Genomic DNA, 15,647 nt, shown 5'->3' on the forward strand with positions numbered 1-15,647 from the left:
AACCTTTATAGAAGAATAAAATAAATTAAAAAAAGGTAATATAATATCGTTGTGCCCATTCATACATTTACTTTTTCATAGAAAAATTCATGAATGGTACGTGCAGTCGGCATCGTTTTCATTTGTTTTACCGACATTACTCTCCCTGTGTCTTCACAAATACCATACATATCTATTTCCATTTTAAATAATGCACGTTCTACATCTTTTAAATCCTCTTTTATATCATGTAATAATAGTTTTTTCTTTATCTCTTCCTTAATTTCATACCCAAGCTCTTCGCTAAACTCTGTATTATATTTGTACATAACCTCTTTAGCTAGCCTCTCTTGTAACTCTTTTCGCATCAATTGCAATTCTTCTTTGATTTCCATATACATTTCATTCACGTGTACATTCCTCCCAGTTGCAATGTACGATTAGTGTGTCCGAAATTTATATGCTTACCTCTCACACATTTTTCCTTCATAGGAAAGAGAGTGAAAGTTATTTCGATATACTGTTAACCAAAAAAATGACTGCACTTTACGTGCAGTCACCCCTTATTATTTTACATAATTTTCTTTAACAACCGTTGCACAACGCTCACATAATGTTTCATGTTCAGCATCTTTACCAATTGTTTCTGAAACTACCCAACAACGTTCACATGTTTCACCAGTTGCTTGAGCAACAACAACCGCTGTATGTTCATACTTCGGTGCATCTGCTGGCGCTTCTTCCATCATGCCACCAAGTTTGTACTCAGAAACGATGAATAATTGCTTTAAGTCTTCGTTAATAGACTCTAACATAGCTTTCATTTCTGCAGTTGGATATAGCGTAATGCTTGCATTTAATGACTTACCGATTACCTTTTCATTACGAGCTACTTCTAACGCTTTTAATACGTCATCACGCAATGTCATAAATGCATCCCATTTTGTTTTCAATGCTTCTGCACCATCTAATTGTACAGCTTCTGGCATATCAGTTAATTGTACACTTTCTTCTGTTACACCCGGAATGTATGGCCATACTTCATCAGCTGTATGCGGTAAGATTGGTGTTACAAGTTTCGTCAATGCAACAAGAACATCATATAATACAGTTTGAATTGCACGACGATCTTCATGGTTTGCACCTTCAATATATAAAATGTCTTTTGCAAAGTCTAAGTAGAATGAACTTAAATCAATTGTACAGAAGTTATGAATTGCATGATATACAGCAGCGAAGTCGTACGTCTCATATGCTTCTTTTACTTTTGTAATTAAGTCATTTAATTTCACCAACATATAACGATCTACTTCACGAAGTTCAGCTACAGCTACTGTATTTTCACTTGGCTTAAAGTCGTCTAAGTTTCCTAATAAGAAACGGAATGTGTTACGGATTTTACGATACACTTCTGCTACTTGTTTTAAAATATCATCCGAAATACGTACATCAGATTGATAGTCAACAGAAGATACCCATAATCGTAAAATATCTCCGCCTAATTGATCCATAATTTTCTTCGGTACGACGATGTTTCCAATCGACTTACTCATTTTACGTCCTTCACCATCTAATACGAAACCATGACTTAGTACGCCTTTATATGGCGCTTTTCCTGTTACAGCAACTGCTGTCGATAATGAAGAGTTAAACCAACCACGATATTGGTCAGATCCTTCTAAATATAAATCTGCTGGACGTTGTAAGTCATCGCGCTCTTCTAATACCGCTTGGTGAGAAGAACCTGAGTCGAACCATACATCCATGATGTCTGTTTCTTTACGGAATTCACCATTTGGGCTACCTGGATGTGTAAATCCTTCTGGTAATAGATCTTTCGCTTCACGCTCAAACCATACGTTAGAACCGTGTTCACGGAATAAATCAGCTACATGGTTAATTGTTTCATCCGTAATAATTGGATCACCATTCTCAGCATAGAATACAGGAATTGGCACACCCCATGCACGTTGACGAGAAATACACCAGTCACCACGGTCACGAACCATGTTATGAAGACGCGTTTCGCCCCATGCTGGTACCCATTTTGTTTCCGCAACAGCTTCTAATAGCTCTTTACGGAATGCTTCAATAGATGCAAACCACTGTGCTGTTGCACGGAAAATAATAGGTTTTTTCGTTCTCCAATCATGTGGATATGAATGCGTAATGAATGTTAGCTTCAGTAATGCGCCTACTTCTTCTAATTTTTCTGTAATTGGCTTGTTAGCTTTATCATAGAATAAGCCTTCAAATCCAGGTGCTTCCTCTGTTAATACACCTTTATCATCAACTGGGCAAAGTACTTCTAAGCCATACTTTTTACCAACAATAAAGTCATCTTCCCCGTGTCCTGGTGCTGTATGAACACAACCTGTACCTGCATCTGTTGTTACGTGATCTCCTAGCATAACTAATGAATCACGATTGTAGAATGGATGCTTTGCAACTGTATACTCAAGTTCGCTACCTTTTACCGTTTTCACAACTTCAGCGTTTTCCCACTCTAACGTTTTTGCAACTGTCTCAAATAGTTCAGAAGCAATAATATATTTTTCATCATTTACTTTCACGATGCTGTATTCAAGTTCTGGGTGAACAGAAATACCTAAGTTTGCTGGCAACGTCCAAGGTGTTGTTGTCCAGATAATGAATTTCTCATCACCTTCTAATACGTTCTTTCCGTCTTTTACAGGGAATGCTACGTAAATAGATGCTGATTTTTTATCTTGGTATTCAATTTCAGCTTCTGCTAAAGCTGATTCACTCGTTGGTGACCAGTAAACTGGTTTTTGTCCTTTATAGATATAACCTTTTTTCGCCATATCACCAAACACTTTAATTTGTTGTGCTTCATAAGCTGGCTCTAAAGTAATGTATGGGTTATCCCAATCAGCACGTACACCTAAACGCTTAAATTGCTCACGCTGACGTTCTACTTGTTCATATGCATACTCTGCACATAACTTACGGAACTCAGCAACTGTCATTTCTTTACGCTTTACACCTTTATTTGTTAAAGCTTGTTCAATTGGTAAACCGTGTGTATCCCAACCTGGGACATATGGTGCACAGAAACCAGTCATTGATTTATAACGAACGATAAAGTCTTTTAATACTTTATTTAATGCATGTCCCATATGAATGTCACCATTCGCATATGGAGGTCCATCATGCAGTACAAATAAAGGACGACCTTTCGTATGTTCTTGTACCTTTTCATAAATATTCATTTCCGCCCACTTTTCTTGCATTGCAGGCTCACGTTTTGGTAAATTCCCACGCATTGGGAACTCTGTTTTTGGCATTAGTAATGTATTTTTGTACTCCATGCTCAATTCCTCCTTACATGTATAAAAGAAAGACCTAAAAAACGGAATAAAAAAGAGACTTTCTCATCCCAAAAAGGGACGAGAAAGTCTCCCGCGGTACCACCCTAGTAGATCCTATACGTATGTATACAATCCTCTTTATATTCTTAACGCGAATATACGCCTACGCTTACTCTATTTGTTCAGCGCGGAACTCCAGGGTGATATTCCCATTATCTCCTTATCCTGAGCTTACACCATCCTCAGTTCGCTATATAAGGTATGAAAAAGGTACTTATCCCTATCTTCGTTTTTCTTAATAAATATGTTGTTTAAAATTATATGTAATAATGAGAAAAACGTCAAGCTTACACTGTTTCTTCTTTTTTCAACAGCTCGTCTACTTCGTCTTCTAACTCAATTAGTTTATCCCAATCATCGTTGTTTAACATTTCAAGCTGTGTTTCTAATAACATACGGAAACGAGTGCGGAATACTTTCGCTTGTTTCTTTAGCTCTTCAATATCAAAAGCAACTTTTCTTGATTTTACTAAAGCTTCGTTAATAATACGGTCTGCATTCTTTTCAGCTTCACGTACAATTAATTTTGCCTCTTTTTGCGCATTACGTTTTACTTCTTCCGCTGCTTCTTGTGCAACAACGATAGATTTGTTTAACGTATCTTCAATATTAGAGAAATGATCTAATTTCCCTTCTAATTGCGCAACTTGTTCTTCTAAAGCTTTTTTCTCACGAATGACTAATTCATAATCTTTGATAATTTGATCAAGAAACTCATTTACTTGATCCTCATCATAGCCACGGAATCCGCGACCAAATTCTTTGTTATGAATATCTAATGGTGTTAACGGCACAACGCCACCTCCAAGTAGTTATCTAAATTTCCTCTTTCAATTATATCTTTTCTTCGACAAAATAGGAGGATTTCCTTCTAAAAAACCAATCATTTTAGTATACCATACAAAATTCTCCATTTGTCGCGCTTTGTTCTACCTTCTACAGAAAACAATTTACTGCGTCCATATCCTCTCACTGAAAAAACATCTCCTGGATAACATTCATAAGAGGTTTGCTCCACTGTTTTCCAATTCACTTTTACTAAACCATTTTTTATGAAAGGTTGTACTTTTTGCCTAGATATATGTAACATTTCAGCTAACATAACATCTAAACGAAGTGAAGAAACTGTTCCGGATTTCTCCCCCCACGTTTCTTGTATCTGTAGAATTTTTTCCCCTTGCACTGGTAATAAGGAGACTTTCACTTTTCCTATAGATTGTAAGTTCATCTCAATATAAGATACAACTTCTTTCGCGACTACAATTTGGGCACGATCTTCTTGAAGCAAAATATCACCACATTTTTCTCTCGTTAAACCGAGAGACATAAATGTACCTAATATTTGCCTATGCTCTAGCGTATAAAACTTGGAAGGATAGTCAATTTCCAATACTTCTACTTGAAATTCCTCTTCATTTACTACTAGATAGTCCGGATAAATGAGTGCTCTTTTGCGCTCTGCTTGAGACGTTGCACCATCAAACTGTACAGCAACATCTCCTTGCCCTATTACCATCGTGACAATTTGTTGTTGTCTTGGATCAAGAAAGTCTGTTAACTTCACTTGATGGTACTCCGCTGCTCGCTTCCACTCTAACACTTTATCCACAAAGACCACTTCATCAGGTCTAAAATGCTCGTAGATGCTCATGTATTTAACCTCTTACTATAAGAAATAGCCGAATAAAGTTACTAAACCACTTGTAGCAAGTCTCAACGCAAAAATCGCAACAAGTGGTGAGATGTCAATCATACCAAGCGGCGGAATAAATCTGCGAAATGGTTCTAAATACGGTTCACAAATACGGGCAAGAAAATCTCCGAAAGTTGATTCCTTTGCACCTGGGAACCATGATAGGAGAATGTAAATAATAAGTGCCCACGAGTAAATCTCGATAGCAGTAACTAAAAGCCTTAAAACTGTTTCCATGGCGTATTACCACCTCTTTATATTTGTGTCTTCTTCTTCACCGAATAACTCTGAAATTGCCCCAACTATATCTACATTTTCAGGCGTACACATAAATGTTTTCGGTCCTATTTTTTGAATGTCCCCGCCTATAGCGTATACAGTACCACTTAAAAAGTCAACGATACGTACAGCTTGATCCGTAGACATTCGTTGTAAATTAATCACAACAGCTCGTCTACCTTTTAAATGGTCCGCAATTCCTTGCGCTTCCGAATATGTGCGTGGTTCTAATAAAACAACTTTTGAAGATTGCTTCGCTGTTTCAATACTCACAACATTTTGTTTCGTTTGCGCTTTTGGAAACGTAACATCTTGTTGTTCTGGCGGATCTTGCTGCTTCTTCATGTCTGTTTGCTCCTTTTCATAACTATATTGAGCTGCTTCTTTTTCTTCAGGTGTATCAAAAAAGAAGTATTTTACTTTTGACCAACTCATAATAAGATTCTCCTTCCTTTTACGCTTTTCCTACTAAAATCGTCCCCAAACGAATGTATGTAGCACCTTCTTCAATTGCAATGGTGTAATCATTAGACATTCCCATTGATAATTCTTTACATGGCGCATGTAATAATTCTAACTCCTGTACTTCTGTTTGTAGCATACGTAATGTCTTAAAACAGCGTCTGATTTCTTCCTCTTCTTCTGTAAATGGAGCCATTGTCATTAGTCCAACCACTTCAATCTTATCCAATTCTTGCAAACTTTGAATAAAAGAAACGGTTTCTTCTATTGCCAATCCTTGCTTTGATTCTTCAGATGATGTTTTCACTTGAATAAAACATTTCACTTTCTTATCCGCACGTTTTTGAATTTCTTTTGCAAGTGAAAGACGATCTAATGAATGTAAATAATCGATTTCATTAATGATTTCTTTTACTTTTCTCGTTTGTAATGAGCCAATAAAATGCCAATTCACTTTTGAACCGAAATGTTCGTACTTCTGTAAGAAACCTTCATTTCTATTTTCACCTAAATCGATAATTCCTGCTTCAATTACTTCGTTTGTTTTTTCAATTCCTACCGTTTTTGTAACCGCAACGAGTTTAATATCTTGCAACGAACGTCCTGCTCGTGCGCAAGATTGTTTAATTGATTCGTTTACAGTTGTTAAATTTGTTTGTACTGTCACTTGCTTTCTTCCTCCTTAAAACCTATGAAACTCAACATTCTTCCCGTCTTACCTTGATCACGACGATGAGAGAAAAAGAGTTGTTCTTCACAGCTTGTACAAAGAGATGACATTACAATATTCTCTTCTTTTATACCTACTTGTAAACATAATATACGATTAATTTCTTTTAAATTAATTGCATACTGTCCGTCAGTAATTTTTTTATAAGGGACAGAACCGTTTACTACTTGCTCTGCTGCTGTTAACACTCGATCATCAACAACGTAACAACAAGATCCAATTGCTGGTCCAATCGCAACATGAATTTCATCACTTGAAATCCCTTCTGCATTCCATTTTTGAATCATTTCTTTTGCAATCTCTTTTACAGTCCCTTTCCATCCAGCATGCGCAAGTCCTATCATACCATGTGATGGTGCATAAAAATAGAGTGGAACACAATCCGCGTAACAAGATGTTAGAAGAACATCATTATTAGTCGTATAAATGCCATCTGTTTTTGAAATGCCGTCTTCATATGAATAAACGCCACTTCCTTTTTCCTGTTCTCCCACTTTTTCAACATGATGATCATGAACTTGTTCAGAGCAAATCCAGTTTTCTAATGGTTTTTGTAACTTATTTGCTAAAATGCGTCTATTTTCATGAACGTTCTCCGCAATATCATTCACATGTAATCCTAAATTCATCGCATGAAAGGAGTCCGTACTTACCCCACCATCTTTTGTCGTAAATCCAGCAGTAATGTTCCCAAGTTCTTTCCACGCTTGTAAATACAGTATACCGTCCACATATTTAAATGGCTCTCTCATAATAGCGGCTCCTTTTAATTAAAATAACATAAAAAAGCATGGTACTTCCTGTCTATTTTACCATACTTTTATTTTTTCATAATCCTAACAGAAAAAAAAGAGGAATTTGTAATATTCTTTATGAAATTGTCGGTGTTTGTATTGATTCTGTTACAGAATTAACAGAACTTACTCTAACAAGTATGACATCTTCCCCAATTTTCACAATTTCTTTCCAAGGAATTACAATTTCTATATCTTTCCCAAAAATCCCTAACATACGTGTCTGTTTGGAAATAATAATAGACTCGATTTTTCCTGTGTTCATATCGATTTCGATATCTCCAATATTACCCAGCCTTTTTCCGTCTGAAACATTTATTATATCTTTCATCTGTAATTCCGAAATTCGTATCACTTTCATCCTCTCCCTTATATATGACGACTCGAAAAAAAATTGTTTCTCAAATGAACAGGAAGCACCCTCTTGCCAACCTCATATTATTTTCATTATATGAACACAGCTCCCCTACTATGAGCGCAAACAAACTATATGACATATAAAAAGGTCTCACCATAAATGGTGAAACCTTATCCTTGAATCGTCTTATTCATTTGTTTAATAGCTGATTTCTCTAAACGTGACACTTGCGCTTGAGAAATACCAATTTCTTCTGCAACTTCCATTTGTGTTTTTCCTTGGAAGAAACGTTTTCGAATAATCATTTTCTCACGATCATTTAAACGCTTCATTCCTTCTTTTAGAGCTAACTCTTCAACCCACTGCTCGTCCTTTTGTTTTTCATCACTTAACTGATCCATAACAAAGATAGGATCTCCCCCATCGTTATAAATCGGCTCAAATAATGAAACTGGATCTTGAATCGCATCTAAAGCAAAAACAATTTCTTCATGAGTCACTTCAAGCACTTTTGCAATATCCATTGCTGTCGGTTCTTTTGAATTTTCTGCAATCAATTTTTCTCTTACTTGTAACGCTTTATACGCAATATCTCGTAAGGAGCGAGATACGCGAATCGGATTGTTATCACGCAAATATCTGCGTATTTCCCCAATAATCATCGGCACAGCATACGTTGAAAATTTTACATTTTGGCCTAAATCAAAGTTATCAATGGATTTCATAAGTCCGATACAACCAACTTGAAATAAATCGTCAACATATTCTCCTCTGTTATTAAATCTTTGGATGACGCTCAGTACAAGACGTAAGTTTCCATTCACTAATTTCTCTCTTGCGCTTATCTCTCCACTTTGCATTTCACGAAATAATTTACGCATTTCATCATTTTTTAGTACGGGAAGTTTAGCTGTATCAACACCGCAAATTTCTACTTTGTTTCTCGTCAAAGTGTTCCCTCCTATCGGGAGTTGCTGTACAGTGTAAAGTATTTCCTTTGAAGGGGATTTTATGCATGCGGTTTTCTCTTCATTTTTTATTTTAGTTGTCCTTCCTTATACAACTAAATAGAATAAGACCAGCCTAGATAACGGCTGGTCTTATTCTTTACACCATTTTATTAAATTCTTTTCGTAATCTTTTTATGATTCTTTTTTCTAAACGCGAAATGTATGACTGTGAAATCCCAAGCATATCCGCTACATCTTTTTGCGTCTTTTCCTCTCCTCCAGCAAGCCCAAACCGAAGTTCCATAATTTGTTTTTCACGATCATTTAATTGATGCAATGCTTTCATTAGAAGATGACGATCCACAGTCGCTTCTAAATCTTTCGTAATAATATCATCGTCTGTACCTAATACATCTGATAATAAAAGTTCATTTCCATCCCAATCGATGTTAAGCGGTTCATCAAAAGAAACTTCTGAACGATTTTTATTATTCCTGCGCAAATGCATTAAAATTTCATTTTCGATACAACGTGAGGCATATGTTGCTAATTTTATTTTCTTTTCTGGATTAAATGTATTCACCGCTTTAATAAGACCGATTGTTCCAATGCTAATCAAATCTTCAATATTAATCCCTGTATTTTCAAATTTTCTCGCTATATATACGACTAGCCGTAAGTTGCGTTCAATCAGTAACGATCTTGCCGCCTGATCTCCTTTTGGCAATTTATTTAAAAGAACTTCCTCTTCTTCTTTCGTTAACGGCGGTGGTAACGCTTCACTTCCACCAATGTAATAAATTTCATCGGTCTTAATTCCTAATTTCAGCAATACTTTATACCAAAGGTATACTAAATAAAATTTTAATTTCATCATATTATCCCGCCTCCCATTATTAAGCGATTACCATTTTTTGAGAAATCAACATTTTCGGATGCACAATACATTGATACTCTCCATTGGTTGACAACTGTTGTGTATTTAACCCAATCAATACTTTGTTCACAACAATAGAACTTCCTTCATGATAAATTTGTACACTGTCTGGCTTAATTGCCCATAAAAATTGACTTTCTACTCCCACTGCTCGGAAAGGAATTAAGCGTAATTTTGTCGCCCACCCAGAATCATTTTCTGGTATTTGAGGAATTTCTGTTTTGGAATAAATTTGTTCTGTTAACCAAGCTGGCAAACAATGTTCTAACGATGAAATATGCATAATCATAACAGGTGTTTTCGTTAACGGGTCATAAAGTTGATTTCCACTATCAATTAAGCCTGCAAGTTCTAGCTCCTCTTCAGCTAATTGAATTTTCAATTTCACAATTTGATCATAGTGTATTTTTGTAACCTCTACGCTTTCAATACGCTTTTTAGAAAAATAATAAATGACTGGAAAACCAAAAATAACAAACAACCAGCTAATTGGGTCACCGTAAGAAATTGATTGAGATTGAACCAACCCATTTACCATTTCATTCGTTTGCAAAAAGAAATGAGTGCCCATTAACCCTCCGCCAACCATAAAGGTTACAAAATAAAAAGTAAAAACAGTTTGTGCATAATTTCTAAATGTTGTAAACCCAAATGCTGTATACACAATAAGTAACGAGTACAGTAGTTTCATAATTGGATGTGTCATCACAGAAGCAAAAGGAGTAAAGGCAAAAATAACAATGGTTGAACCTATCAATGCCCCTAACACAAGCCTCCATCTTTTGATCTTCTTTTTTAACACGGTAGCTGTTAATAAAAGTAAAAGAAAATCAATGCAGGCGTTTAACAACCAAACAACGTCGGCGTAAACAACCAAACAATTCACCTCTTTTTTTAAGTTGAGACTAGTATAATGCATATCCAATAGGAAAGTGTGTCAATTTGCGGAGGTGTTTTTTTGTTATTTTGTGCTTTCTAGACATAATCTGTCGGTAAAAAATAAAAGTATATGCTTCATAGAATACTATACTTTTTTATTTACATATAAAGTGAAACTTTAATCAGTGGGTGTTTTCTTCACCCTACTGATTATTAGTTGAACCAATCGGGCTTTTACGGGCAGCCCGACCCCCACCTAACTTCTTTGCTTTCGCTGAATTTTGAGGTGAGGTCTTATTACTCGTTAATGCGGGATAAAGTAAGATTTCAATCGACCCTCATCAATCGGACTGCACAAAAATTAGCGGAATCAAGTGAAATATATAACAAAAAAAGACCTGCTTAGCAGATCTTTTCCCTGTATAAAACAAAAAAGGAGCATAAATGCTCCTTTTCTTTTATCGTCTACGACGATTACGTAAGAATGCTGGAATATCGATATCATCTGAATCTGAATGACGCTCATGTACAACCGGCTCTTCACGCTTCATTTCACGTTTTACTTCACGTTGTTTTGGTGGTTGAGCTACTGGCTGTTGCTGTTGTTGCGTGTGATTCACATTCGGACGGATAATTGGTTTTGGTGGTTGAGTTGCAATTGTATCATCAAAACCAGTTGCAATTACAGTTACAACGATATCATCTTTTAATCCTTCATTAATAACCGAACCGAAGATCATATTTACTTCTGGATCTGAAGCTGAAGCTACAATGTCTGCCGCTTCTTGTACTTCATATAAGCTTAAGTTAGCTCCACCCGTAATGTTCATGATAACACCTTGAGCTCCATCAATAGATGTTTCTAATAATGGACTAGAAATCGCTTTTTTCGCAGCTTCAGCAGCACGATTTTCTCCATTACCAGAACCAATACCCATTAAAGCAGAACCTCTATTAGACATAATTGTCTTTACGTCTGCGAAGTCTAAGTTAATTAAACCTGGTGTTGCAATTAAATCTGAAATACCTTGAACACCTTGACGTAATACGTTATCTGCTTCACGGAATGCCTCTAACATTGGCGTGTTTTTATCAACAATCTCTAATAAGCGATCGTTTGGAATTACAATAAGTGTATCTACATTTTCTTTAAATGCCGCAATACCAGATGCCGCTTGTGTTGCACGCTTACGTCCTTCAAATGTAAATGGACGTGTTACAACACCAACTGTTAATGCACCTAATTCTTTTGCCACTTGAGCAACAACTGGAGCTGCACCAGTTCCAGTTCCGCCGCCCATACCAGCAGTTACGAATACCATATCAGCACCACGAAGTGCTTCTTGGATCTGTTCTTTACTTTCTTCTGCAGCTTTTTTCCCTACTTCAGGGTTTGCACCTGCACCAAGTCCACGTGTTAATTTTCCACCAATTTGCATTTTCGTTTCAGCTTTTGATAGATTTAATGCTTGTGCATCAGTATTAACAGCGATAAAGTCTACACCTTGTACACCGTGTTCAATCATACGGTTTACAGCATTGTTTCCGCCACCGCCGACACCGATAACTTTTATATTCGCTAATTGATCTTGAGTAGTATCAAACTCTAACATGTCGAAATCCCCCTAGAACCTCATTTTTCGTGTCCAATTTTAATCCCATAAATAACGGAATACACGTTTTACTTTTGACATCATACGGTCATCATTTTGATTATTATTGTTTTGATTACGCGTTTTTTGTTTCGCAGGTTGCTGTTGTACCGGCGTTGGAGCTGGTGCTGGTACTGGTTCAAAATGCTCTTGTTTTTCCTGTACATTTTTCCCACGCAACTTAGCTTTTTGATAAGAATGTTTAATTAATCCTACTCCACTTGTATATTGGGGCTCACGCACGCCAATATAATCAGGAGTTGCTATACGAACATTTTCATGTAAAATATCATATGCAAGATCAAGAACACCTGGCATAGAAGCAATTCCACCAGTTAGTACATAACCAGAAGCTACTTGCTTTACTCCTAACTTACGCACTTCATCTTGAACAAACATTAAAATTTCCTCTACACGAGCCTCTATTATATCCGATAATTCCAACTGAGAATATTGTTCTGTTTGATCGCTTCCCATAATAGGAACCGTAAACATCTCTTCTTCAGACGCTGTATCATAAAAAGCATGTCCATATTTCAACTTAATTTGATCTGCATTTTCTGTTGAAGTTTTCAACCCAATCGCAATATCCTTCGTTATATGGTCTCCACCTAATGGTAATACGCTCGTTGCTTGTAACTCTCCATCTTTAAAAATAGATAAAGTTGTAGATCCTCCCCCCATATCAACAAGGGCTACTCCTCTATTTTTTTCATCTGAAGATATAGCAACTGTTGCAGCCGCTAAAGGTTGAAGACAAATATCAACAATTTCAAGACCTGCTTTTTCTACACAACGAAGTAGGTTATGTAGTAAAGTTCTTGAGCCTGTAATAAGTGTACCTTCCATTTCTAATCTTACACCGATCATCCCGCGCGGATCGTTAATCTCGTCAAGACCGTCTACAATGAACTGTCGAGGTACCACATCAATAAACTCACGTTCTGGAGCAATTGACACAACTTGTGCTGCATCTAGAACGCGTAAGACATCTTCATTCCCGATTTCACGATCTTCATTTGAAACAGCGACTACTCCGTGACAAGGAAGTAGCTGTACCTGGTTTGCATTGACACCTACTACAACTTGCTCAATGTGGATTCCCACCATGCGCTCAGCTTGTTCAATTGCTTTTTTAATTGATCGAACAGTCTCGTCTATATCAACTATCGATCCCTTCTTTAAACCATTTGATTTTACATTTCCAACACCAATAATGTTTAAGCTGTCATTAACCATTTCACCAATGATGACTTTAACATTGGATGTACCGATGTCAAGACTAACATATATTTCATTGCTGTTCATTCTTTGGCACCTCCTTCTTTATTTATACCATACAACTCAATATATGGAACAACAATCGCAACTTTACTATTTATAAGAAAAATATTCAACGTCTTTATACGTTTCCCTTTTTTAACCCTATATTTTTCTTATTTTTATTTAACATTCATTTAAGAATATCGCAGTAAACTGTGAATAACTGCTTATCTTGAAATAATTCTATTTCAAGTGTAAAGATTACCGCCAAGTATAAGTCTACACTAAGATGTACTCATAGAAAAGTGAAACTTGTACCAATCCTAGTATGAATCTAAGAATTTTTACATATTTTTCATCAAATGAACCATTCTTGTAAATTCCTATGCACCAAGCAGAACGTTCGTTTCGTTTTTTCTACAATAACGTAGTAAAAACTATCATTCTATTCTTTTTTTTCTTCTGCTCCTAATTCTTTCGTATACGCCCCTACTTCTAAGTCAATTAATACCTTTTTACCTGGCTCAATTGTTTTTAAGATAAGTGGATAAGCTTCCATACGTTTTGCGAAATTTTGAATCGTAGTGCTCACTTCATACCCTTCATTCATATATAAAGTAAGGTGGTCTTCATTCGCATTCGTCGGTGAATAACGAATTTCAGAAATAGACCTTAAAATAGTTGGTGTTAATTTTTCAAGCTCAGCAATTAACTCCTTCATTTTCTCCTCTTTAAAAGGTTCAAAAATTGGCGCTGCAACAGGAAGTTTTCCGTTCGGGAGTACATCAAGTGTTTTCCCGTTCTCTAATAACGGTTGTAATTTCCCATCTTTGTTTATATAACCAATCGTTAAATATTCTTCAATATGAACGTCAATTTTATTTGGAAAACGTTTCTTTACATTTACTGCTTTAATTTCTTTTCGTTTCGTTAAGTTTTCTTCTGCTTTATGTGCTGTCACTCGGAAATAACTTGTATCATATGTCACACCTGATTCCTTCATCACTTGTTCATCTGTCATGTAATGATTTCCAAACACGCTTATTTTTTTTATATTGCTAAGCGGAGACCGAAAATAAATTAAAAAGAGCACTAATAAAAATAAAATTGATATGTATAAAATCAACCGATGATTAACATTTTTCTTGTTTTTTTTCTGTTGATTTTTTAACTTTGGTACACGATCCTGTAGTTTAATCACTTTACTATTTTTCATGTACGATCCCCCTACGTAACATAAAGAACGGCATGTTCCTCATGCCGTTCTTATCTTCTTATTATAACATAAATGATAATGAGCGGAACGAATAACCGTTATCTTCCAATGATTTCTACTTCTGTATGCATTTCTACGCTAAATTTATCCTTGATTGTTTGTTTTACTAATGCTATTAAAGATAATACATCTTGCGCGCTAGCTCCACCAGTATTAATAATGAAGTTCCCATGCATTTCAGAAATTTGAGCTCCACCTATTTGATAACCACGAAGCCCCGCCTTCTCTATTAAATCTCCTGCAAAGTATGGAATTGGATTCCGAAACACACTTCCTGCACAAGGGTGATTCCATGGCTGTGTTTCACGGCGGTAATCTTTATTCTTTTGCATGACACTTACAATTCCCTCACGCTCTCCTATCTGTAATTGAAACTCAGCTTCCAAAACAATACCAGGACGTTTCGTTTGCAATACAGATGTACGATAGGAAAACTCCATTTCTTCATGCGTTAACCAGTCGATTGTTCCATCTTCAAACAAAATAAGAGCTTTTGAGAATATGTTTGATATATCCGATTTATGTGCTCCTGCATTCATATACACTGCACCGCCAACACTTCCTGGAATACCACTTGCGAACTCCAGACCAGCTAACCCTTGACGACTAAGTAAAGTTGATAATTTAATCAGGGGATACCCACCACCAACTCTTACTCTATGTTTTTCGACTTCTAAGTGGTCTAATCCTTCTCCTAAACGAATAACGACACCTTCTATACCTAGATCAGATACAAGAAGGTTTGAACCACGACCAATTACAGTCCACTTTGTTTTATATTTCTTTACTAACTGCAACGTTTTTTCAATACCGGCAACATGCTTTGGCACAATTAAAATATCAGCTGGTCCACCTATTTTCATAGTTGTATAACGTGCTAACGGTTCATCCACTAACACACGACCAACATTTGCTTCTATAAGCTCATTTACTAATTGCTCCATAAACAATCTCCCCCATACTAAGCATCCTTATTACAGTAGTATGCAGGGCGTTCAACTAA

General features: G+C 36.2%; 16 protein-coding genes and 1 other annotated feature. All 16 genes read right to left on the reverse strand.

What is annotated here, in order from left to right:
• Nucleotides 1–59 precede the first annotated feature (59 nt).
• Nucleotides 60–389 (reverse strand): TraR/DksA C4-type zinc finger protein, encoded by a 330-nt coding sequence (locus EKQ63_RS20720; protein ID WP_001004664.1) that lies wholly within the window; start codon nucleotides 387–389, stop codon nucleotides 60–62.
• Between the two features lie 156 nt (nucleotides 390–545).
• Nucleotides 546–3,311, reverse strand: a complete 2,766-nt coding sequence (ileS2, locus tag EKQ63_RS20725; protein ID WP_143881477.1) for an isoleucine--tRNA ligase — start codon at nucleotides 3,309–3,311, stop codon at nucleotides 546–548.
• 71 nt (nucleotides 3,312–3,382) lie between these two features.
• Nucleotides 3,383–3,607 (reverse strand) — a binding site (T-box leader).
• Nucleotides 3,608–3,658: 51 nt separating this feature from the next.
• Entirely contained in the window at nucleotides 3,659–4,165 is a 507-nt protein-coding gene (divIVA, locus tag EKQ63_RS20730; protein WP_001131612.1) for a septum site-determining protein DivIVA, read from the reverse strand.
• 89 nt (nucleotides 4,166–4,254) lie between these two features.
• Nucleotides 4,255–5,022: a YlmH family RNA-binding protein gene (locus tag EKQ63_RS20735; protein ID WP_087954474.1), complete on the reverse strand. Its 768-nt coding sequence runs from the start codon at nucleotides 5,020–5,022 to the stop codon at nucleotides 4,255–4,257.
• A gap of 15 nt (nucleotides 5,023–5,037) precedes the next feature.
• On the reverse strand, nucleotides 5,038–5,301 hold the full coding sequence (locus EKQ63_RS20740; RefSeq protein ID WP_000450919.1) for a YggT family protein: 264 nt from the start codon (nucleotides 5,299–5,301) through the stop codon (nucleotides 5,038–5,040).
• 6 nt (nucleotides 5,302–5,307) lie between these two features.
• Nucleotides 5,308–5,778, reverse strand: a complete 471-nt coding sequence (locus EKQ63_RS20745) for a cell division protein SepF (RefSeq protein WP_000119138.1) — start codon at nucleotides 5,776–5,778, stop codon at nucleotides 5,308–5,310.
• Between the two features lie 19 nt (nucleotides 5,779–5,797).
• Nucleotides 5,798–6,472 carry a YggS family pyridoxal phosphate-dependent enzyme gene (locus tag EKQ63_RS20750; protein WP_016718318.1) on the reverse strand — a complete coding sequence of 225 codons (675 nt, stop codon included), beginning with the start codon at nucleotides 6,470–6,472 and terminating at the stop codon, nucleotides 5,798–5,800.
• Entirely contained in the window at nucleotides 6,469–7,287 is an 819-nt protein-coding gene (gene pgeF, locus EKQ63_RS20755; RefSeq protein ID WP_087996512.1) for a peptidoglycan editing factor PgeF, read from the reverse strand. Before pgeF ends, EKQ63_RS20750 begins: the two co-directional genes overlap by 4 nt.
• A gap of 118 nt (nucleotides 7,288–7,405) precedes the next feature.
• Complete coding sequence (locus EKQ63_RS20760; RefSeq protein WP_048550538.1) at nucleotides 7,406–7,690, reverse strand: YlmC/YmxH family sporulation protein; 285 nt, start codon at nucleotides 7,688–7,690, stop codon at nucleotides 7,406–7,408.
• Between the two features lie 167 nt (nucleotides 7,691–7,857).
• Nucleotides 7,858–8,637, reverse strand: a complete 780-nt coding sequence (sigG, locus tag EKQ63_RS20765; protein ID WP_000197753.1) for an RNA polymerase sporulation sigma factor SigG — start codon at nucleotides 8,635–8,637, stop codon at nucleotides 7,858–7,860.
• 157 nt (nucleotides 8,638–8,794) lie between these two features.
• Nucleotides 8,795–9,514, reverse strand: coding sequence for an RNA polymerase sporulation sigma factor SigE (gene sigE / locus EKQ63_RS20770; RefSeq protein ID WP_000976948.1), 720 nt, complete (start codon nucleotides 9,512–9,514; stop codon nucleotides 8,795–8,797).
• A gap of 19 nt (nucleotides 9,515–9,533) precedes the next feature.
• Nucleotides 9,534–10,451 (reverse strand): sigma-E processing peptidase SpoIIGA, encoded by a 918-nt coding sequence (spoIIGA, locus tag EKQ63_RS20775; protein ID WP_140421291.1) that lies wholly within the window; start codon nucleotides 10,449–10,451, stop codon nucleotides 9,534–9,536.
• A gap of 460 nt (nucleotides 10,452–10,911) precedes the next feature.
• Nucleotides 10,912–12,066: a cell division protein FtsZ gene (ftsZ, locus tag EKQ63_RS20780; protein ID WP_000888991.1), complete on the reverse strand. Its 1,155-nt coding sequence runs from the start codon at nucleotides 12,064–12,066 to the stop codon at nucleotides 10,912–10,914.
• Nucleotides 12,067–12,105: 39 nt separating this feature from the next.
• Nucleotides 12,106–13,413 carry a cell division protein FtsA gene (ftsA, locus tag EKQ63_RS20785; protein WP_001087553.1) on the reverse strand — a complete coding sequence of 436 codons (1,308 nt, stop codon included), beginning with the start codon at nucleotides 13,411–13,413 and terminating at the stop codon, nucleotides 12,106–12,108.
• A 400-nt stretch (nucleotides 13,414–13,813) separates the two neighbouring features.
• The gene (gene divIB, locus EKQ63_RS20790; protein ID WP_000798232.1) at nucleotides 13,814–14,584 is read right to left on the reverse strand and encodes a cell division protein DivIB; all 771 of its coding nucleotides are present in this window, start codon (nucleotides 14,582–14,584) and stop codon (nucleotides 13,814–13,816) included.
• A gap of 98 nt (nucleotides 14,585–14,682) precedes the next feature.
• Entirely contained in the window at nucleotides 14,683–15,588 is a 906-nt protein-coding gene (gene murB / locus EKQ63_RS20795) for a UDP-N-acetylmuramate dehydrogenase (protein WP_048550540.1), read from the reverse strand.
• Nucleotides 15,589–15,647: the final 59 nt, after the last annotated feature.

Origin of the sequence: Bacillus sp. BD59S (assembly GCF_007363175.1) — a bacterium.
Classification (GTDB): domain Bacteria; phylum Bacillota; class Bacilli; order Bacillales; family Bacillaceae_G; genus Bacillus_A; species Bacillus_A pacificus.

What these genes read in the sequence shown, in the direction of transcription:
- ileS2 (WP_143881477.1), bottom strand. Translation starts at nt 3,311, where the DNA reads ATGGAGTACAAAAATACATTACTAATGCCAAAAACAGAGTTCCCAATG.
- EKQ63_RS20735 (WP_087954474.1), bottom strand. Translation starts at nt 5,022, where the DNA reads ATGAGCATCTACGAGCATTTTAGACCTGATGAAGTGGTCTTTGTGGAT.
- EKQ63_RS20740 (WP_000450919.1), bottom strand. Translation starts at nt 5,301, where the DNA reads ATGGAAACAGTTTTAAGGCTTTTAGTTACTGCTATCGAGATTTACTCG.
- EKQ63_RS20745 (WP_000119138.1), bottom strand. Translation starts at nt 5,778, where the DNA reads ATGAGTTGGTCAAAAGTAAAATACTTCTTTTTTGATACACCTGAAGAA.
- pgeF (WP_087996512.1), bottom strand. Translation starts at nt 7,287, where the DNA reads ATGAGAGAGCCATTTAAATATGTGGACGGTATACTGTATTTACAAGCG.
- EKQ63_RS20760 (WP_048550538.1), bottom strand. Translation starts at nt 7,690, where the DNA reads ATGAAAGTGATACGAATTTCGGAATTACAGATGAAAGATATAATAAAT.
- sigE (WP_000976948.1), bottom strand. Translation starts at nt 9,514, where the DNA reads ATGATGAAATTAAAATTTTATTTAGTATACCTTTGGTATAAAGTATTG.
- ftsZ (WP_000888991.1), bottom strand. Translation starts at nt 12,066, where the DNA reads ATGTTAGAGTTTGATACTACTCAAGATCAATTAGCGAATATAAAAGTT.
- ftsA (WP_001087553.1), bottom strand. Translation starts at nt 13,413, where the DNA reads ATGAACAGCAATGAAATATATGTTAGTCTTGACATCGGTACATCCAAT.
- divIB (WP_000798232.1), bottom strand. Translation starts at nt 14,584, where the DNA reads ATGAAAAATAGTAAAGTGATTAAACTACAGGATCGTGTACCAAAGTTA.
- murB (WP_048550540.1), bottom strand. Translation starts at nt 15,588, where the DNA reads ATGGAGCAATTAGTAAATGAGCTTATAGAAGCAAATGTTGGTCGTGTG.